This is a genomic window from Acidimicrobiales bacterium, from assembly GCA_036399815.1.
GTDB lineage: Bacteria > Actinomycetota > Acidimicrobiia > Acidimicrobiales > DASWMK01 > DASWMK01.
Map to the genome: position 1 here is coordinate 13,824 of DASWMK010000053.1, position 19,101 is coordinate 32,924.

Consider the following 19,101-nt stretch of genomic DNA (forward strand, 5'->3'; position numbering starts at 1 on the left):
GACCCCGCCCGCCGGCGGCGGCTGACTCTAAGCTCGGCGCCATGAGGACCCGGCGGACCACCGTCGCCCTGCTCACCCTCGCCCTCGCCGCCGCCGGCCTGGCGCCGCCGGCCGCCGCCGAGGAGGCCGAGCCGAGGGGGCCGGGCTTCGCCTGGTACCTGATCGGCGACGAGGCCGACGTCACCCCGGTCACCTCGGCCGGGTACGCGCTGATGGGCGGCGGCCGCAGCGTCGCCGCCGCCTTCCGGTGGCTGGTCCGCCGGGGCGGCAACGGCGACGTCGTCGTGCTCCGCGCCTCCCAGGCCGACGAGTACAACCGCTACATCGACGGGCTGGAGCCCATGGACTCGGTCGAGACGATCGTGTTCTCGACCAGGGACGCGTCCTACGACCCGTTCGTGCTGTCCCGCATCCGGGCGGCCGACGCCCTGTTCATCGCCGGTGGCGACCAGTCCAACTACGCCAGGATGTGGGACGACACGCCGGTGGAGGACGCCATCGAGGAGCTGGCCTTCCGGGGCGTGCCCATCGGCGGCGTGAGCGCCGGCCTCGCCATCCTCGGCGAGTACGCGTTCACCGCCCGGAAGGGCACGATCTCCTCGCCGGCCGCCCTGTCCAAGCCGTACCACGAGCGGATGACCGTCGACGGCACGTTCCTCCAGCTCCCCGGGCTCGAGAACCTCATCACCGACAGCCACTTCTTCGAGCGCCACCGCCAGGGCCGGCTGGTCGCCTTCCTCGCCCGCATCGTCGGCGACGGCCACGAGACCCAGGCGCGCGGCCTCGGCATCGACCAGGGCACCGCCGTGCTGGTCGAGGCGGACGGCTCGTCCAGGGTGGTCGGCGACCGGGCCGCCTGGTTCATCGAGACGACCGGCACCCCCGAGCACCTCGAGCCCAGGGACCCGCTGACCTACACGGGCCTGCGCGGCTACCTGGTCGAGCAGGGCGGCACGTTCGACTTCGCCACCTGGACGGGCACCGGCGGCCGGCCGTTCACGATCTCGGCGGTCGAGGGCGACCTCGTGATCGAGCCGGCGTAGGGCGGGGCCGCCCGGTGGCCGCCATCCTGCTCGTCGAGGACGACCCCTCGGTGCGGGAGGCGGTCGCCATGGCCCTCGAGGGCGACGGCCACCGGGTGGAGGCGGCGGCGTCGGGCGACGAGGCGCTGGCCGCCTGGCGGTCGCGCCGGCCCGACCTGGTGCTGCTCGACGTGATGCTCGGCGGCGTCGACGGGCTCGACGTGTGCCGGGCCATCCGGCGCACCGACGAGGTGCCGATCATCATGCTGACGGCGCGGGCCGACGCCGTCGACGTGGTCGTCGGGCTGGAGTGCGGGGCCGACGACTACGTCACCAAGCCGTTCGAGACCCGGGTGCTGCTGGCCCGCATCCGGGCCGTCCTGCGCCGCCACGCCCGGCCGGCGGCCGAGGCGACCGTGTTCCGGTTCGGCGACCTCGTGGTCGACGTGCCCGGCATGTCGGTCACCAAGGGCGGCGAGGAGGTGCGGCTGACGCCGACCGAGTTCCGCCTGCTCGCCACCCTGGCCGCCCGCCCGGGCCAGGTGTTCACCCGCCAGCTGCTCCTCGAGCAGGTGTGGGACTACTCCTACCTCGGCGACAGCCGGCTGGTGGACGTGTGCGTGCAGCGGCTGCGGGCCAAGGTCGAGGACGACCCGACGGCACCGGCCCTCGTCCAGACGGTGCGGGGGGCCGGCTACAAGCTCGTCCCGCCCCGATGAGGCGCCGGCTGGGGCCGCGCCTGCGGGCCCGGCTCGTCCTCGCGTTCGTCGCCGTCGGCGCCCTGTCGGCCGTGGCCGTCGCCGTCGCCTCCTACCTGCTCGTCCGCTCCGACCGCCTCGACCGGGCCACCGACGACGCCATCGACCAGGCCCGGTTCAACCTCGAGCTGCTGGCCGAGCGGCTGGGCGACCCGCTCACCCCGGCCGCGGTCGCCGCCGCCAACGAGGACCTGCTGCGCCGGGGCGGGTTCGACGTCGTCACCCTCGGCGCCGGCGAGCCGTTCCTGACCACGTCGCTCGAGCTGACGGCCGGGTCCGTCCCGTCCGACCTCCAGGCGGCCGTCGGCGGCGGGCGGGTGGCCGAGGCCAGGCGGGAGGTGGGGGGCCGGTCGTACGTGATCGTGGGCGGCCAGCTGCCCCCCGACGGGCCGTCGTGGTTCTTCTTCTTCCCGCTCGACGACGTCGACGAGGACCTCGCCGGCCTCCGCACCGTGCTCGCCGCCGTGGCCGCCGCCACCGTCGCCGTCGCCGTCGTCGTCGGCCTGCTCTCGGCCCGCCGCCTGCTCCGCCCGGTGGCGAGGGCGAGGGACGCGGCGAGGCGGCTGGAGCGCGGCGACCTCGCCACCCGGCTGCCGGCCGACGGCGGCGACGAGCTGGCCGACCTGTCCCGGTCGTTCAACGAGATGGCCGAGGCGCTGGAGCGCACGGTCGGCGACCTCCGCCAGCTGGAGGCCGGGCAGCGGCGCTTCGTCGCGGACGTGTCCCACGAGCTGCGCACCCCGCTCACCGCGCTCAACGCGGCCGCCGACGTGCTCGCCGGCAACCGGGACGGCCTCAACGAGCCGGGGGCGAAGGCGGCGGGGATCCTCATCCTCGAGTCCCGCCGCCTGGCCCGGCTGGTCGAGGACCTGATGGAGATCTCGCGCTTCGACGCCGGCGTGGCCCCGGTCGACGTGGAGCCGGTGCCGGTCGGGCGGCTGGTGCGGGAGTCGGCCGCCCTCCGCGGGTGGTCCGACGACGTCGACGTGGCCGTGGACGGCGGCGAGGTGTGGGCGAGCGCCGACGCCCGCCGGCTCGACACGGTCGTCGCCAACCTGCTCGGCAACGCCGTGAAGCACGGCCGGCCGCGGGTCACCGTGCGGGTGGCGGCGGCCGGCGGGACGGTCACGGTGACGGTGGCCGACGCCGGCCCCGGCATCCGCCCCGCCGACCTCGGCCGGGTGTTCGACCGCTTCGCCAAGGGCGACGCGGCGCGGCCCCGCAGCGAGGGGAGCGGCCTCGGCCTCGCCATCGCCAGGGAGAACGCCCGCCTCCTCGGCGGCGACCTCACCGTGGCCAGCCCGCCGGGGTCGGGGGCCGTGTTCACGCTCACCGTCCCCGTTGCCGAACCGTTACCCGACGGCGAGGTGGCGGTGACGCCGCCGGCCGAGCATGGGGTCCGATGAGGACGAGGGCGCTGCTCGCCGTGGCCGTGGCGGTGGCCGTCCTCGCCGGCTGCGGGGGGTCGTCGACCGGCCCGCGCGACGTCGGCGCGGCGCCGACCCTGCCGGTCGAGGTGACCGTCACCCTGCCCGGCCACGACCGGCCGCCGTCCACGGCCACCACCTCGCCGACCACGGCGCCGACGACCCCGACGACGGCCGGCGGCGGGCCGGGGACCACGGCCGGCCCGGTCACCCCGCCGCCGACGGCCGTGCCCCCGGTCACGGCGGCCCCCGAGGTGCGCGACGTCACCCTCTGGCTGGTGCGGGGCGACGCCGTGGTCGGCGTCCCCCGGCAGGTCCCCGCCGTCGAGGGGATCGGGGCCGAGACGGTGCGGGCGCTGCTGGCCGGCCCGACCCCGTCCGAGGCGGCGGCCGGCTACGCCACGGCCATCCCGGCCGACACCCGCCTGCTCGGCCTCGCCATCGACGACGGCCTGGCCACCGTCGACCTGTCGAGCGAGTTCGAGTCGGGCGGCGGGTCGGCCTCGGTCACCCTGCGGCTGGCCCAGGTGGTGTGCACGCTCGACGCCTTCCCGACCGTGGACCGGGTCCGCTTCCACCTCGACGGCGAGGAGGTGGAGGTGTTCTCGGGGGAGGGGGTGGTCGCCGACGGCCCCGTGTCCTGCGGCGACTACCAGGGGACGACCACGACGGCCCCGCCGGCCGACGCCGAGGACGGCTTCGAGGTGGCGAACGCGGTCGAGTCGTTCATGGCCGCCCGCCAGGCCGGGTCGGGGTGGGCGTCGTGGATCACCGAGGACGCGCTCGGCGCCTACGAGGGCCCGTCCGCCCTGCCCCTCACCCCGGTCGGCGGGTGGAGCATCGAGCGCATCGACGGCGCCGGCCCGTTCCAGGTGACGGTGGCCGTCGACGGTCGGGTCGAGGTGCTGACCGTCGGCAGCGGCCTGGCCGCCGACGGCACGAGCCGCGACTTCGTCGTCACCGCCGCCCGCGCGGGCTGACGCGCCGCGTCGCCGCCGACGGCTCAGTCCTCGGCGCGGCCGCCGAGGTGGCGGGCGAGGAAGCGCTCGGCGGCGGCGTAGAAGCGGAGGCGGTTCTCGGGCTTGGCGAAGCCGTGGCCCTCGTCCGGGAACAGCAGGTACTCGTGGTCGACGCCCTTGTCCCGCAGGGCGGCGACGATCTGCTCGGACTCGGCCTGCTTCACCCGCGGGTCGTTGGCCCCCTGTGCGATCAGCAGCGGGATGCGGATCCGGTCGACCCGGCTGAGCGGCGACCGGGACCACATGAACTCGGCCTCGGTGTCGGGGTCGCCGACGCGGGTGAGGAACTGGGCCCTGAGCGGGGCCCAGTAGGGCGGGATCGACTCGATCAGGGTCTTCAGGTTCGACGGCCCGACGATGTCGACCGCGCACCGGAACAGGTCGGGGGTGAACGTCGCGCCCACCAGCGCGGCGTAGCCGCCGTAGGACCCGCCGTAGATGGCGATGCGCCCGGGGTCGGCCCACCCCTGCCCGACGACGTGGCCGACGGCGTCGACGAGGTCGTCGTGCATCCGCCCGGCCCACTCCCGGTTCCCGGCGTTGACGAAGGCCTTGCCGTAGCCGGTCGACCCCCGGAAGTTGACCTGGATGCAGAGGTAGCCGCGGTTGGCCATCCACTGGGCCTCCGGGTGCAGGCCCCAGGTGTCCCTGGCCCACGGGCCGCCGTGGACGTTGAGCACGGCCGGCAGCCCCGACCGCTCCTCGCCGGGCGGGAACGTGAGGTAGCCGTGGATGGTCAGCCCGTCCCTGGCCGTGAACGAGAACGGCTCCATCGGCGCCAGCCGGTAGCGGCCGAGCTCGGGCTGGTGCTCGAACAGGAAGGTGCCCTCGCCGGCGTCCCGGTCGTAGGCGAAGTAGCGGACGGGGCCGTCGTCGGCGGTGAACCCGGCCAGCCACACCCGGTCGGCGTCGTCGTGGCCTTGGAGGACGAGGTCGCCGCCGTCGAGGGCGCGCACGGCGTCGAGGTCGGCGGCGACGGCCGGGTCGAGCACCTCCCAGTCGATGCGCTCGCGCACGTAGGAGACGAGTTGCGGCTCGTTGGTGTCGGGGTGGAGGCGCACGCCGCCGACGTCGTAGGTCTCGTCGCCGGCCACCTCGACCTGCTCGCCGGTGGCGCAGTCGACCCGGACGAGCCGGGTGGCGTTGGCGCCGGCCGAGGTCAGCACGTACAGCGCCGTGCCGTCGGCCGTGAAGCTCAGCAGGTCGGTGGACAGGGCGTCCTCGTGGGGGACGTCGAGGAGCGGGCGCCACTCGCCGTCCTCGTCGTCCCGGACGAGCACCCGCAGGCCGCCGTCGGGCAGCGGCTCGACCGCGGCCCGCACCCGGAAGTCGTCGTCGGCCAGGAAGCCGAGGTAGCCGGGGTTGTCCACGACCTTGTCGAGCGTCCCGGAGGGGAGGTCGAGCCGGTAGACGTCGTGGAGGCGGGGGTCGTCCCGGTTGATGGCGACGAGGATCGTGTCCGGGAAGCGCTTGTCCACCGCCACCAGCCGGACCTGCACGTGGTCGAAGGGCGTGACGTCGCGGACGCCGCCGTCGACGAGGTCGACGGCGTAGAGGTGCCAGTCCTCGTCGCCGCCGGCGTCCTGCGCGTAGAGCAGGTGGCGCCCGTCGTGGGCCCAGGTGTGGGCCCGGATGCCCCGCTCCCGGTCGTCGGTGACGACCCGGCCCGACGACGGGTCGGCCCCGACGTCGCCCACCCACACGTTGAGCACGCCGTCCGACGGGGCGATCCAGGCCAGGCGCCGCCCGTCGGGCGACACCCGGGGGCTGGTGCGCTCCGGGTTGCCGAACAGGACCGTGCGGGGGACGAGGGGGACCTCGTCGAGGGGCGCCATCCGGATGGCCTACCACGGGCCGCCGGGCAGGCAGGATCGGGGGCGTGCCCGCCGCCCACCCCCTCGTCGCCGCCGCCCGGCGGGTGGCCGCCGACGTCCTGGCGCCGGCGGCCGAGGACGTCGACCGGGCCGACCTCGTCCCCGCCGCCCACCTGCTGGCCCTGGCCGGCGCGGGCCTGTTCGACCTGACCGGGCTGGCGCCGCCCGACACCCGCCTCGTGTTCGAGGCCCTGGCCGGGGCGTGCGGGGCGACCTTCTTCGTGTGGGCCCAGCACCACGCGCCCGTCGGCGACCTGGCCGCCTCGCCCAACCGGGACCTGGCCCGCCGGTGGCTCCCCCCGCTGCGGGACGGGCGGGCGCTCGGCGGCGTCGCCTTCGCCTACCTCCGCCGGCCCGGCCCCCCGGCCGTCGTGGCCGAGCCGGACGGCGCGGGGTGGCGGCTGCGCGGCTCCGCGCCGTGGGTGACCTCGTGGGGCCTGGCCGACGGGTTCGCCGTGTCGGCCGCCGCGCCGGGGGACCGGGTGGTGACGGCGTGGCTGCCGGCCGAGCGGCTCACCCCGGCCCGGGGGGCGACCGCCGTCCCCCTCGACCTGTCGGTGATGGCGGCGACCGGGACGGTCCGCCTCGACCTCGACGGCGTGGCCGTGGCGACCGGCGACGTGATGGCCGACGTGGACGCGGGCGGCTGGCGGGCCGCCGACCGGGTGGGCACGGTGAGCCCGGCGCCCGCCGCGCTGGGCGTGGCCGCCACCTGTGCCCGGCTGCTCGGCGAGCGGGAGCCGGCCGTGGCCGGGGCGGTGGCCGCGGAGGTCGACGCGGCGCGGGCCCGGGGCGAGGTGCTCGCCGCGCCGCCGCCCGGCGAGCGCGACCTCGACGCCCTCGCCGCCTCCCGGGCCGACCAGCTGGTCCTCGCCACCCGGGCCGCACTGGCCCTCGTCGCCGCCACCAGCGGGGCGGCCGTCCTGCGGTCGTCGCCGGCCCAGCGCCTGGCCAGGGAGGCGGCCTTCTACCTGGTCCAGGCCCAGGTCCCGCCGGTGAAGGCGGCCGTGCTCGACCGGCTCGCGACCTAGCATCCGCCGGTGGCCACCGCCGAGCCGTCGCCCACGCCCAACCCCGACGCCCTGAAGTTCACGCTGGACACCACCCTGCCGGAGATGTTCAACGTGACCAGCGCGGACGCCGCGGCCGGGAACCCGTTCGCCGCGGCGGTGTTCGCCGTCGACGGCGTGCGCAGCGTGTTCGGCACCAACGACTTCGTCACCGTCAACCGCCGGCCGGGCGCCGACTGGGAGCCGATCGTGGCGGCCGTGCAGGACGCGGCGGGGAGGTACCTGTGAGCGGGACGGCGTCGGCCCCCCACTTCTTCGACGAGGCGCCGCCGCCGGCCGACGTCGCCGAGCCGGTCGACGTCCGGCCGCCGCCGTGGACGGGGCCGCCCGACAACGTGCTCGGGCGGGCCGTCGACCTGGCCGCCGTCCTCGCCAGGACGCCGACCCTCGCCATCGTGGCCGACGCCTTCCGCGCCTACCCGACCGGCGTCCGGTTCACCCTGACCGTCGCCTTCCGCCTCAGGGAGCGGGCCTACCCGGACCCGTTCAACAGCCGGCTGCTCCTCGGCGTCGGCATGGCCGACGGCCGCCGGGCCCGCAGCCACCTGGGCGACGCCACCGCCGGCGAGCCCGTCCTCTGGCAGCTCGGCGGCCACGGCGGCTCGCGGCGGGCCGAGATGGACTTCTGGCTGCACCCGCTGCCGCCCCCCGGCCCCATGCTCGTCGTCGTGAAGTGGGAGGACGCCGGGGTCGACGAGCACGCCGTCGAGGTGGACGCCGCCCCGCTCGTGGCCGCGGCCGCCGAGGCCGAGGAGCTGTGGCCCGACGACCGGCCCGTGGAGGGCTGGGGGTGGCGGGCCCGGTGAGCGCGGGGACCTACGACGCCGTCGTCGTCGGCGGCGGCCACAACGGGCTCGTGGCCGGGGCCTTCCTCGCCCGGTCGGGCCGCCGGACCGTCGTCCTCGAGCGCCGGCCGCAGGTCGGCGGGGCGGCCGTCACCGAGCGCCCCTGGGGGCCGGACTACAAGGTGACCGCCCTGTCCTACGTGGTCAGCCTGCTGCCGCCGTCGGTCGTCGACGGCCTCCAGCTGGCCCGCCACGGCTACCGCGTGTTCCCCCAGGGCCCGTACTTCGTCCCCTACGCGGACGGCCGCTCGCTGGCCCTGCCCGAGGACCCGGCCCGCCGGTACGAGGAGGTGGCCCGGTTCTCGAAGGCCGACGCCGAGGCCTTCGAGCGCTGGGACGCGTGGATGGGCGGCCTGGCCGCGGAGCTCGGCCCGCTCCTGTCCGCCGTCCCGCCCCGCATCGGCTCGCGGGACCCGGCCGACCTGGCCGACCAGGCCCGCCTGGCCTGGCGCCTCCGCCGCCTCGACGTGCGCCAGGTGGGCGACGTCACCCGCCTGTTCACGATGAGCATCGCCGACCTCCTGGAGGACCACTTCGAGTCGCCCCAGGTGCAGGGCGTGCTGGCCGTGAGCGGGGTGATCGGCACGTGGGCCGGCCCCCGCTCGCCGGGCACGGCCTACGTGATGGCCCACCACCACGTGGGCGACGTCGGCGACGGCCGGGTCGGCGCGTGGGGCTTCCCCGAGGGCGGCATGGGCGGGGTGACGAGGGCCATCCGCCGGGCGGCCGAGTCCTTCGGGTGCGAGGTCCGCACCGAGGCGCCGGTCGAGCGCATCGTCAGCCGGGGCGGCCGGGTCACCGGCGTCGCCCTCGAGTCGGGGGAGGAGCTGGAGGCGCCCGTGGTGGTCGCCGCCACCCACCCCAAGATCACGTTCCTGCGCCACGTCGACCGCTCCGAGCTGCCGGCCGAGTTCGTCGAGGACATCGAGCGCTGGCGGACCCGCAGCGGCACGGTGAAGGTCAACGTGGCCGTCGACCGCCTGCCCGAGTTCCCGTCCCGGCCGGGGTTCGACCCCGACGTCCACGGCGGCACCATCGAGCTGGCGCCGTCGCTCGACCACATCGAGACCGCCTTCCAGGACGCCGCGGCCGGCCGGTCCGCCGCCCGCCCGTTCGCCGACGTCTGCATCCCGTCGGTGTTCGACCGCACCCTCGCCCCCGAGGGCCACCACGTCGTGTCGATGTTCACGCAGTGGGTGCCGCACACGTGGGCCGACGAGCCCGACCGGGCCGAGCTCGAGGCCTACGCCGACCGGGTGATCGCCGGCATGGACGAGGTCGCGCCCGGCTTCGCCGACTCCGTGCTGCACCGCCAGGTGATCGGCCCCCACGAGATGCAGGAGGAGTACGGGCTGGTCGGCGGCAACATCTTCCACGGCGAGCTGTCGGCCAGCCAGCTGTTCCACCTGCGCCCGGCGCCCGGCTACGCCGACTACCGGACGCCGATCGCCGGCCTCTACCAGTGCGGGTCGGCGACCCACGGCGGCGGCGGGGTGACCGGCATCCCCGCCGTCAACGTCGTCCGCCAGATCGAGCGGGACCAGCGCCGGGCCCGCCGGCGCCGCCGCCGGGGCTAGGAGGGGGCGGCCTCCGCGGCGTCGGTGCCGACCGGGTCGAGGTCCTTGGTCGCCGGGCCCTCGATGACCCGGCCGTCGACGTCGTAGCGGGAGCCGTGGCACGGGCAGTCCCAGGTCCGCTCGGCGGTGTTGAACGTGACCTCGCAGCCCAGGTGGCGGCAGACCGGCGACACGGCGTGGAGCGTGCCGTCGTCGTCCCGGAAGGCGGCCGCCTTCTTGCCGCCGACGGTGACGACGGCCCCCTCGCCGGCGGCCAGGTCGTCGCCCGAGCGCCGCTTGGTGGTCGTGGCCAGCCGGTCGCCGACGAACCGCCGGGCGACGTTGGCGTTCTCCTTCACCAGGTCCCGCAGCTCGGCCCTGGGCTTGAACCGGCCGGGGTCGAAGGTCGACGCCCACCGGTTCTCCTCGCCCCGCAGGCGGTCGGAAAGGATCATGGCGGCGACGGTGCCGTTCGTCATCCCCCACTTCTTGAAGCCGGTGGCGACGAAGACCCGGTCGTTGCCGGGGGTGAGCGGCCCGATGAACGGGAGGCCGTCGGCCGGCACGTGGTCCTGGGCCGACCAGCGGTGGTCGACGTCGGCGACGGGGAAGCGCTCCCTGGACCAGGCCTCGAGCGCCTCGTAGCGGCGGCGGGTGTCCGGGTCCTGGCCGACCTTGTGGCCCTCGCCGCCGAGGACGACGACGGTGCCGCCCCTCGCCGGCCGCACCGAGCGGGTGGGCGAGTCGGCCGACAGGTACATGCCGAGGGGGACGGGCCCGTCGAGGCGGGCGGCCAGCGCGTAGGAGCGCTCGGGGTGGCAGCGGGCGAAGAAGCCGCCCCGGTCGAGGAACGGCAGATGGGTGGCGAGGACCACCCGCTGGGCCCGCACCTCGCCGTGCTCGGTGCGCAGCACGCACGGCGACCCCTGGCGCACGTCGACCACCCTCGTCCGCTCGGCAACGGTGGCGCCGGCCGCGTCCACCGCCTCGGCCAGGCCGAGGCAGTAGCGGCGGGGGTCGAAGTGCAGCTGGTCGTCCACCCGGATGGCGCCGGCCACCGGGTAGGGCAGGTCGGTCTCGGTGGTGAACGTGGCCGGCAGGCCGGCCTGGGTGGCCGCCTCGACCTCGGCCTCGATCTCGGCCACCTGCGCCGGGTCCTCCGTGTAGGTGTAGGCGGCCGCCCTGGTCAGCTCGCAGCCGATGCCGAGCCGCTCGACGGTGGCGGCGACCAGCTCGACGGCCGCCTGGTTGGCCTCCCCGTAGGCGGCGGCCTTCTCGGCCCCGTGCTGGGACCGCAGGCGGTCGTAGGTCAGGCCGTGCAGGGACGTCACCTTGGCCGTCGTGTAGCCGGTCACCCCAGAGCTCACCCGGCCGGCCTCGACCACCAGCACGGACGCGCCGGAGTCGGCCAGCAGCAGGGCGGTGGTCAGGCCGGTGATCCCGGCGCCGACGACGGCGACGTCCACGTCCGTGGCGCCGGCCAGCGCCGGCCAGGTGCGGCCGTCCGTGCCGGCCACCCACAGCGATCGGTTGCGCTCATCGAGGGTCCCCATGCGCGTCGTACTGTTCCAGACGATGCCGGCCGGTGCCATGCCGGGGAGCGGCTCGGACGGGGAGGTCGGCCGTGGACGTGAGGGAGCTGCACCGCCGGGCCGTCGCCGGGTTCGGCGACCGGGTGCGGGGGGTGCCGGCGGGGGCGTGGCGGTGGCCGACGCCGTGCGAGGGCTGGGACGTGCGCGAGCTCGTCGCCCACGTCGTCGAGGAGTGCCGGTGGACGCCGCCGCTGCTGGCCGGCGCGACGGTCGAGGAGGTGGGCGACCGCTTCGCCGGCGACCTGCTGGGCGACGACCCGGTCGCCGCCTGGTCGGCGGCCGGCGACGAGGCGGTGTCGGCGTCGCAGGGGGTGGAGCCGGCGGTCACCGTCCACCTGTCCTTCGGCGACTTCCCGGCCGAGGAGTACCTGTTCCAGCTGGCCGCCGACCACCTGGTCCACGCCTGGGACCTGGCCAGGGCGACCGGCCAGGACGAGGCCCTCGACCCCGACGTCGTCGCCGCCGTCGCCGACTGGTTCGTCGACCGGGAGCCGTTCTACCGGGAGGGCGGGGTCATCGGGCCGGCCGTCGAGGTCGCCGAGGAGGCCGGGCCCCAGGCCGTGCTCGTCGGGCGCTTCGGCCGGGACCCGGCGCCGGGCGGCACCCTGGCCGCCGTCGCCCGCTTCAACCTGGCCTTCGCCGCCGGGGACCTCGCCGGGATCGCCGCCGCCGTCGCCGACGACGCCGTGTTCGTCGACACCACCCCGCCCGACGGCGGCCGCCACGAGGGCCCGGACGCCATCGCTGCCGCCTTCCGGGGCGTCTTCGCCTCGCCCGGGTGCGAGTTCTCGACCGAGGAGGGGTTCGTGGCCGGGGACCGGGCCGTGTTCCGGTGGCGGTACGGCTGGCAGGGCGGCCACGTGCGCGGCGTGGACGTGTTCCGGGTGCGGGACGGGCTGGTGGTCGAGAAGCTGTCGTACGTGAAGGGCTGAGGTGGCGGCCGTCGAGGAGGTGTGCCCGGCCTCGTGGGCCGAGCTGGTGGACGCGCTGTTCGCCGAGCCGTGGCCCGACCACGCGGGCCGGTTCCACTCGAACCTGATCCACCGGGGCATGGCCGACGCCTCCTGGCGGCTGGAGCCGTCCCTGCACCACCTCGGCCTGGTCGAGCAGGAGGCCCACGTCCTCCGCAACTTCAAGAAGTACGGCCGGCAGGTGGGGTCGGCGCCGCTCAGCGAGTGGGAGTGGGTCACCCTCGGCCAGCACCACGGCCTGCCGACCCGGCTGCTCGACTGGACGTACTCGCCGCTCGTCGCCCTGCACTTCGCCACCGCCTCGGCCCGCCACCGCGACACCGACGGGGTCGTGTGGACCTTCGACTTCGTGCGGGCCCACCGCCGCCTGCCCGGCGTGCTGCGCCAGCTGCTCGAGAGCGAGGGCGCCGGGGCGTTCACCACCGAGCTGCTGGAGCGGGTGGCCCCGACCCTCGACGCGCTCGACGCGCTGAGCGACGACCCGTTCCTCCTCGTGCTGGAGCCGCCGTCGCTCGACGCCCGGGTGGTGAACCAGTACTCCGGGTTCGCGCTCGTGTCGCCGACCGCCACGACGCTCGGCGAGTGGCTGGAGGAGCAGGACGAGCCGCTCGCCCGCAAGGTCAGGGTCGGCGCCGAGCTGAAGGCCGAGGTGCGGGAGCGCCTGGACCAGGCCAACGTGAACGAGCGGGTGCTGTTCCCCGGCCTCGACGGGCTGACCAGCTGGCTGATCCGCTACTACACGAGCGGCGAGCGCCGCCTCCCCGGCGCCGGCTGACCGGTCCCGGCGGGCGCGCCCGGGGCCCGGCCACGGGTGGACGTCGGCCCGCTGCACCCGCCGGCGCCCGGGCGCCCGCCGGTGCCGCGGCCGTGTGCCGGCCGGTGACCGCCCGTGTGCTCGCCGGTGCGGCGGTCGCGTGCCGGCCGGTGACCCGCGGGTGTGCTCGCCGGTGCCGGGGTCGTGTGCCGGCCGGTGACCCGCCCGTGTGCTCGCCGGTGCCGGGGTCGTGTGCCGGTCGGTGCGGCGGCCATGTGCCGGCTGGTGCGGCGGCCATGCGCCCGGTGTGCGGCGACCGTCGACCCGCCGATCCTGCGCCGGCGGGTCGACAGCCGCGCCGACGTCAGCCGGCCGTGGCGCCGGCCCGTTCGAGGAGCTCCCGTACCCGGTCGAGGGGGAGTCCCGGGACCGTGCGGCCGTCGCGGCCGGTCACCGTGTCGGCGGCGCACAGGCAGTTGAGGACGGCCTCCTCCGTCGCCTCCACCGTGGCGGCGAACAGGCCGTCGAGCGCCCAGTCGTGCAGGGTCGTGCGGGTGACGGTCGGGTCGCCGTCCCGGTCCGGCCGGGCCCGGCGGACGCCCTCGGCCGTCGAGAAGGCGAGGAAGATCTCGCCGCTGCTGTGATGGGCGTACGAGCCGGTGCGGGCGAGGCCGAGGCCGGCCCGCGTCGCCACCCGCCGCAGCTGGTGAGGGTCGAGGGGCGCATCGGTGGCGACGACGACGATGCACGACCCGGCCGGCGGCGGCGGTGGTTGTGCGGCCTCCGGGCGGTCGCCGGCCAGCAGCCGGCCGACGGGCACGCCGGCGACGGTCAGCCGGCCCGGCTCGCCGAAGTTGGCGAGCAGGAGCACGCCGACGGTCCAGTCGCCTACCACCCGCGACGCGCTCCCGATCCCGCCCTTGAACCCGAGGCACGACATGCCGGTCCCGGCCCCGACCACACCCTCGGCCACCGGGCCGTCCTCGGCGCCGGCCGCGCCGTCGAGCGCGGCCCGCACGTCGTCAGCGTCCACCTGCACGACCCGCGTGTCGTTCAGGTGGCTGTCGTCGCACTCGCCGACGACCGGGAGGACGACGTCGTCGACGCCGATGGCCGGCTCCGCCTCGACCAGCGCGGCGACCGTGGCGTCGAGCACTCGCCCCACCTGCATCGAGCTCGTCAGCAGGACGGGCGTCTCGAGGATCCCCCACTCGGCGACGGAGACGGCGCCGGTGAGCTCGCCGGCGCCGTTGAGGACGGCGACGGCCGCCGGGACCGGCGCGTGGAACAGGTCGCCGACGCCGTAGGGGACGACGGCGGTGACGCCGGTGCGGGCGACGCCCCGCCCCTCGGGCGGGTCGGGCTCGTCGCGCCACACGGTGGCGTGGCCGACGAGGACGTCGGGGACGTCGACGATCGTCCCGGTCGGCCCGGACGGGAGGCTGCCGATCGTGAGGCCCAGGTCGCTCGCCCGGCAGCGGGGCGGCGGCGGTCCGGCCGGCGCGGTCACGCCCGCCGAGCGTACGTGCCGCCCGGCGGGCGTGGACGCCCGGCTACAGCTGGAGCGACTTGACGGTCAGGAACTCGTCGAGCCCGTACCGGCCGAGCTCGCGGCCATGGCCCGACTGCTTGAACCCGCCGAACGGGGCCAGCGGGTTGAAGGCGCCGCCGTTGACCTCCACCTGGCCGGTGCGGATCTGGCGGGCCACCCGCTTGGCGCGCTCGGGGTCGCCCGACCACACGCCGCCGGCGAGCCCGTAGACGGTGTCGTTGGCGATGCGGACGGCCTCGTCCTCGGTGTCGTAGGGGATGAGGACGAGGACGGGCCCGAAGATCTCCTCCTGGGCGATGGTCATGTCGTTGCGGACCTCGGAGAACACGGTCGGCTGCACGAAGTAGCCGGTCTCCAGGCCCTCGGGCGGCTCCTCGCCGCCGGTGACGAGGCGGGCGCCCTCCTCGATGCCCTTGCGGATGTAGCTGCGGACCCGGTCGCGCTGCACGGCCGACACGAGCGGCCCGAGCACGCTGCCCGGCTTGAACGGGTCGCCGGGCTTGAAGTTGGCGGCGGCCTGGGCGGCGATCTCCTCGGCCTCGGCCAGCTTCTCCCGGGGGACGAGCATGCGGGTGAGCGCGCTGCACGTCTGGCCCGAGTTCAGGAACGCCTTGCCCACGCCGTCGCTGACCGCCTGGCGGAGGTCGGCGTCGTCGAGGATGACGTTCGGCGACTTCCCGCCGAGCTCGAGGGCCACCTTCTTCACCGTCTGGCTGGCCAGCTCGCTGACCCGCTTGCCGGCCCGGGTCGACCCGGTGAACGACACCATGTCGACGTCGGGGTGGGCGGCGATCGCCTCGCCGACGACCGGCCCGACGCCGGTGACGAGGTTGAACACGCCGGCCGGCAGCCCGGCGGCGTCGACGATCTCGGCGAGGATGAAGGCGTTGAGCGGGGCGACCTCGCTCGGCTTCAGCACGACCGTGCAGCCGGCGGCGAGCGCGGGGGCCACCTTGGCGGCGATCTGGTGGAGCGGGTAGTTCCACGGGGTGATGCAGCCGACGACGCCGACCGGCTCCTTCACGACGAGCGAGTTCCCGACCGTCTCCTCGAACTGGTAGCCGGCGAGGATCCCGGGCATCGACCCGAACGTCATCATGGGCAGGCCGGCCTGGATGATGTGGCTCAGGTGGATCGGCATGCCGACCTCCTGGGCGACCGTCGTCGCGATCTCCTCCGAGCGGGCCTGGAGGCCCTCGGTGATGGCCTGGAGGTACTTGGCCCGGTCGTCGACGGAGGTGGCCGACCACGCCGGGAAGGCAGCCTTGGCGGCGGCGACGGCCCGGTCGACGTCCTCGGGCGTGCCGTCGGGGATGCGCCCCATCACCTGCTCGGTGGTGGAGTTGACCACGTCGAGCGTGCCCGTGCCGGTCGACGGCACCCAGGCGCCGTCGATGTAGAGCCGGTCCCTCACCTGGACCTCGTCTGCCACCGCTCCGTCTCCTTGTCCGGGCCTGCGCCCTGTCGTCCGTGCTGGTCCTTCGTTACCACCGCCGCGCCGGGTTCACCACCTGGCGCCGGTCAGTCCCACCAGTCGAGCGTCGCCCGCATGGCCTTCTCGAACCCCTCGAAGTCCGTCGACCGGCGCACGGCCATCACCATCTCGGCGTCCTGGCCGACGAGCGTGCGCAGGGGCGGGTCGTCGGCGTGGGCGAGGTCGGCGATCACCCTGGCCACGACGCCGGCGTCGGCCGGCTCGCCGCCGGGGACCAGGCCGCCGATGGCGGTGTCGAAGCGGGCCGAGGTGTCCCAGTAGGGCGAGCCGGGCCGGAACCGCCGGGCGACGACGGCGTTCTCGCCGATCCTCGTGCCGAACTGCCCGGGCTCCACGACGACGACCCGCACGCCGTAGGCCCGCACCTCGAGGGCGAGCGCCTCGCTGAGGGCCTCGAGCGCGTGCTTGCTGGCGGCGTACAGGCCGGCGAACGGCCGGGCGACGAGGCCGGCGAGGGAGGAGACGTTGACGATCGTCCCCGACCGGCGCTCCCGCATGGACGGGACGACGGCCCGGATGACCCGCAGCGGGCCGAGGACGTTCGTGTCCAGTTGGCGGAGGGCCTCGTCGTCGTCGACCTCCTCGATCGGGCCCTTCACCTCGATGCCGGCGTTGTTGACGACGACGTCGAGCGGGCCGACGGCCGCCTCCGCCTCGGCGATGCCGCGGCGCACCGACGCGTCGTCGGCGACGTCGAGGGCGACGACGGTGAGGTCCACCCCGGCCTCCGCCGCCGCGTCCCGGAGGGGACCGTCGCGGTCTGGGTTGCGCATCGTCGCGACGACCGTGTCGCCCCGCCGCGCCATCTCGACCGCGGTCAGGAGGCCGATGCCGCTGCTGCAACCGGTGATGAGAACAGTGGGCACGGGGCCTCCAACGGTTCGTTTCGGTGCGGCGCCGGTCTAGTGGATGGCTCCTCTCCGCTCCACCGCGCCACCGCGGCCGGCTCCTGGCGGAGCCGCCCTGCTCCGCCAGGCGTCGCCGCTCGGTGGGCCCCGCCGACCCCGCTCGACCGCGCTCGACGGCGCGGGGGTTCGTCGTCCGGCGCCGCTCCGGCCCGCAGGCGGCGTGCCGTGAGCCGCCCGGCGCGTCGTCCGGATGGCCGGTGCGCCGGCCCGCGCCCGGTCAGGGGCGCGCGGGCGGCGAAGTACGCTCCGGGGCGATGCTCGTGGAGGTCGGCCCGGTGCCGGCGGCGAGCGTGCTGGCATGGACGTCGTACGCCGGCTCCGTCGTCGACGACCTGCGGGACCTGGCCGACGACGTCGCCCCACCCGTCGACCTCGCCGCGCTCGACGCCTTCGCCCGCTACCTGGACGAGTGGCGCGCCGTCGCCCAGCGGTGCGACCCGTTCCGCTGGTCGGCCGACCTCGACCCGGCGACCGTGGAGTACCTGCTCCACGCCTGGTTCGTCGTCGCCAACCGACTGGCCGCGAGCGCCGAGCGCCGCGGGGTGGTCCTGTCGCCGGCCGAGGGCGAGCCCTTCTACCAGGCCGTCGTCGGGGCCGTGCTCGACGCGCTGGCCGGCGAGGGGCGCAGCCCGGCGCAGTTCTCGGACCACCTCCGCAGCTTCTGGCCGGGGCTCGAGCCGGGCGCTCCCAGTGACGGATGACCGCGTAATGGCCGGCGACGTAATCACGTAATCCAGTAACGTCAGCTGCATGCCAGAGACCGCTGCCGCCACCATCGAGCGTTGGTTCGTCGACCACGTCCCGTCCGACTGGCTCGCCGCGCCGGCGACGGTGACCGTCGACAACGACGAGATCCTCGTCCTCCTGCCCCTCCCCGAGCCGACCGCCGTCGACGGCGACGGTGACCCCGACGCCCGCCGCGCCGCTCGCATCAGCGCCTTCCGCGAGGAGACTCGTGAGCGGCGCATCGACATCGCCACCCAGGCCGAGCACCTCTTCCAGCGGAAGGTGTCGTGGGGCGCCGTCATCGGCGACACCCGCCGGGTGTTCACCTCCCTCGCCGTGCCCGTGATGACGCGCCTCCGCATGACCGAGCGAGCGGTGCTCGACCTTCTGATCGACGCCGGTGTGGCGCGGAGCAGGAGCGAGGCGCTCGCCTGGTGCGTCCGGCTCGTCGAGAAGCACGAGCGCGCCTGGATCGACGACCTCCGGGCTGCGCTGGAGCACGTCAAGAAGGCCCGGGCCAGCGGCCCGGTGTCGATCTGAGATGGCGACGACCGACGTGGCACCGGCGCCCGCCGCCGACGGCGCCACCCACGACGACGACGCGCTCGACGCCTACTCCCGCATCGTCACCGCCGTCGCCGAGCAGGTGACCCCCGCCGTGGCCAGCCTGCGACTGCACGGCCGGGGCGGGCGAGGACCGGCGGGCGCCGGCTCCGCCGTGGTGATCACCGCGGACGGGTTCGCCCTGACGTCCGCCCATGTCGTCGCCGGTTCGAGCCGGGGCACCGCGACCCTGGCCGACGGCCGTGAGCTCGACCTGGAGACGGTGGGCGCCGACCCGCTGAGCGACCTCGCCGTCGTGCGCCTCCGCGGCTCGGCGCTCGTCAACGCCACCCTCGGTGACGCCGACCGCCTGCGCGTGGGCCAGCTGGTGGTCGCCATCGGCAACCCGCTGGGCTTCGGCGGGTCGGTGACTGCGGGCGTGGTCAGCGCGCTCGGCCGGTCGCTGCCGACGAGGGCGGGCTCGGCCACCCGCATCGTCGAGAACGTGATCCAGACCGACGCCGCGCTGAACCCGGGGAACTCCGGCGGCGCCCTCGTCGAGAGCCGGGGACGGGTCGTCGGCATCAACACCGCGGTCGCCGGCATCGGGCTCGGCCTCGCCGTGCCGGTGAACGCCACGACGACGAGGATCGTCGGGGCGCTCATGAGCGAGGGCCGGTTCCGCCGGGCGTACCTCGGCATCGTCGGCTCCGGTCGCCCGCTGCCCCCGCGGGTGGCCGACCGCCTCGGCCGGAACCGGGCGGTCGGGGTCGTGGACGTCGTGGACGGCAGCCCGGCCGCTCGCGCCGGTCTCCGCCCGACCGACGCGATCCTCGACCTCGACGACCGGCCCATCGAGGACGCGGGCGACCTCCAGCGGATCATGATCGGCGACGCCATCGGTCGGCGAGTGACCCTCCGCGTGCTGCGGGGAAGCGAGGTCCTGCACCTCGAGGCGGTGCCGGCGGAGCTGGTCGAGTAGCGCTCCG

The 19,101-nt window shown here is 75.9% G+C and carries 18 protein-coding genes; 13 read left to right on the forward strand and 5 right to left on the reverse strand.

Going from position 1 to position 19,101, the window contains the following annotated elements:
- Window positions 1-41: 41 nt before the first annotated feature.
- The 4 genes from VGB14_04040 to VGB14_04055 are packed head-to-tail and all read left to right on the forward strand — an operon-like array spanning window position 42 to window position 4,187.
- Complete coding sequence (locus tag VGB14_04040; GenBank protein HEX9992079.1) at window positions 42-1,043, forward strand: cyanophycinase; 1,002 nt, start codon at window positions 42-44, stop codon at window positions 1,041-1,043.
- Window positions 1,044-1,057: 14 nt separating this feature from the next.
- Window positions 1,058-1,741 (forward strand): response regulator transcription factor, encoded by a 684-nt coding sequence (locus VGB14_04045; protein ID HEX9992080.1) that lies wholly within the window; start codon window positions 1,058-1,060, stop codon window positions 1,739-1,741.
- Entirely contained in the window at window positions 1,738-3,186 is a 1,449-nt protein-coding gene (locus VGB14_04050; protein ID HEX9992081.1) for a HAMP domain-containing sensor histidine kinase, read from the forward strand. Before VGB14_04045 ends, VGB14_04050 begins: the two co-directional genes overlap by 4 nt.
- Window positions 3,183-4,187 carry a GerMN domain-containing protein gene (locus VGB14_04055; protein ID HEX9992082.1) on the forward strand — a complete coding sequence of 335 codons (1,005 nt, stop codon included), beginning with the start codon at window positions 3,183-3,185 and terminating at the stop codon, window positions 4,185-4,187. The genes VGB14_04050 and VGB14_04055 overlap by 4 nt, the downstream gene beginning before the upstream one ends.
- 23 nt (window positions 4,188-4,210) lie before the next feature.
- Here VGB14_04055 and VGB14_04060 read toward each other — a convergent pair whose 3' ends face one another.
- Window positions 4,211-6,061, reverse strand: coding sequence for a S9 family peptidase (locus VGB14_04060; GenBank protein HEX9992083.1), 1,851 nt, complete (start codon window positions 6,059-6,061; stop codon window positions 4,211-4,213).
- Between the two features lie 44 nt (window positions 6,062-6,105).
- Between VGB14_04060 and VGB14_04065 the strand changes: the two genes are divergently transcribed.
- From VGB14_04065 to VGB14_04080, 4 genes are read left to right on the forward strand one after another with little or no spacing between them, the layout of a single operon-like run.
- Window positions 6,106-7,131 (forward strand): acyl-CoA dehydrogenase family protein, encoded by a 1,026-nt coding sequence (locus tag VGB14_04065; protein ID HEX9992084.1) that lies wholly within the window; start codon window positions 6,106-6,108, stop codon window positions 7,129-7,131.
- A 9-nt stretch (window positions 7,132-7,140) separates the two neighbouring features.
- Window positions 7,141-7,398, forward strand: a complete 258-nt coding sequence (locus tag VGB14_04070; protein HEX9992085.1) for a NifU N-terminal domain-containing protein — start codon at window positions 7,141-7,143, stop codon at window positions 7,396-7,398.
- Entirely contained in the window at window positions 7,395-7,976 is a 582-nt protein-coding gene (locus VGB14_04075) for a hypothetical protein (GenBank protein HEX9992086.1), read from the forward strand. Before VGB14_04070 ends, VGB14_04075 begins: the two co-directional genes overlap by 4 nt.
- Complete coding sequence (locus VGB14_04080; GenBank protein HEX9992087.1) at window positions 7,973-9,592, forward strand: NAD(P)/FAD-dependent oxidoreductase; 1,620 nt, start codon at window positions 7,973-7,975, stop codon at window positions 9,590-9,592. Before VGB14_04075 ends, VGB14_04080 begins: the two co-directional genes overlap by 4 nt.
- Here VGB14_04080 and VGB14_04085 read toward each other — a convergent pair.
- Window positions 9,589-11,124, reverse strand: coding sequence for an FAD-dependent oxidoreductase (locus VGB14_04085; GenBank protein ID HEX9992088.1), 1,536 nt, complete (start codon window positions 11,122-11,124; stop codon window positions 9,589-9,591). The genes VGB14_04080 and VGB14_04085 overlap by 4 nt on opposite strands.
- Window positions 11,125-11,195: 71 nt before the next feature.
- On the opposite strand from VGB14_04085, the gene VGB14_04090 reads away from it, so the two are divergent.
- Both VGB14_04090 and VGB14_04095 read left to right on the forward strand, forming a co-directional pair.
- Window positions 11,196-12,095: a TIGR03086 family metal-binding protein gene (locus VGB14_04090; GenBank protein HEX9992089.1), complete on the forward strand. Its 900-nt coding sequence runs from the start codon at window positions 11,196-11,198 to the stop codon at window positions 12,093-12,095.
- 1 nt (window position 12,096) lies between these two features.
- A complete protein-coding gene (locus tag VGB14_04095) occupies window positions 12,097-12,909 on the forward strand; it encodes an FRG domain-containing protein (protein ID HEX9992090.1) in 813 nt (270 codons plus the stop codon).
- Window positions 12,910-13,252: 343 nt separating this feature from the next.
- Here VGB14_04095 and VGB14_04100 read toward each other — a convergent pair whose 3' ends face one another.
- From VGB14_04100 to VGB14_04110, 3 genes are all read right to left on the reverse strand, one after another.
- Window positions 13,253-14,398 carry a P1 family peptidase gene (locus tag VGB14_04100; protein ID HEX9992091.1) on the reverse strand — a complete coding sequence of 382 codons (1,146 nt, stop codon included), beginning with the start codon at window positions 14,396-14,398 and terminating at the stop codon, window positions 13,253-13,255.
- A 43-nt stretch (window positions 14,399-14,441) separates the two neighbouring features.
- On the reverse strand, window positions 14,442-15,872 hold the full coding sequence (locus tag VGB14_04105; GenBank protein HEX9992092.1) for an aldehyde dehydrogenase family protein: 1,431 nt from the start codon (window positions 15,870-15,872) through the stop codon (window positions 14,442-14,444).
- 89 nt (window positions 15,873-15,961) lie between these two features.
- Window positions 15,962-16,801: an SDR family oxidoreductase gene (locus tag VGB14_04110; GenBank protein HEX9992093.1), complete on the reverse strand. Its 840-nt coding sequence runs from the start codon at window positions 16,799-16,801 to the stop codon at window positions 15,962-15,964.
- 296 nt (window positions 16,802-17,097) lie between these two features.
- On the opposite strand from VGB14_04110, the gene VGB14_04115 reads away from it, so the two are divergent.
- Genes VGB14_04115 through VGB14_04125 form a run of 3 tightly spaced genes read left to right on the forward strand, consistent with a single transcriptional unit; the run spans window position 17,098 to window position 19,094 of the window.
- Window positions 17,098-17,544: a hypothetical protein gene (locus VGB14_04115; protein HEX9992094.1), complete on the forward strand. Its 447-nt coding sequence runs from the start codon at window positions 17,098-17,100 to the stop codon at window positions 17,542-17,544.
- A gap of 49 nt (window positions 17,545-17,593) precedes the next feature.
- A complete protein-coding gene (locus VGB14_04120; GenBank protein HEX9992095.1) occupies window positions 17,594-18,109 on the forward strand; it encodes a hypothetical protein in 516 nt (171 codons plus the stop codon).
- A gap of 1 nt (window position 18,110) precedes the next feature.
- A complete protein-coding gene (locus VGB14_04125; protein ID HEX9992096.1) occupies window positions 18,111-19,094 on the forward strand; it encodes a trypsin-like peptidase domain-containing protein in 984 nt (327 codons plus the stop codon).
- The last annotated feature ends 7 nt before the right edge of the window (window positions 19,095-19,101 follow it).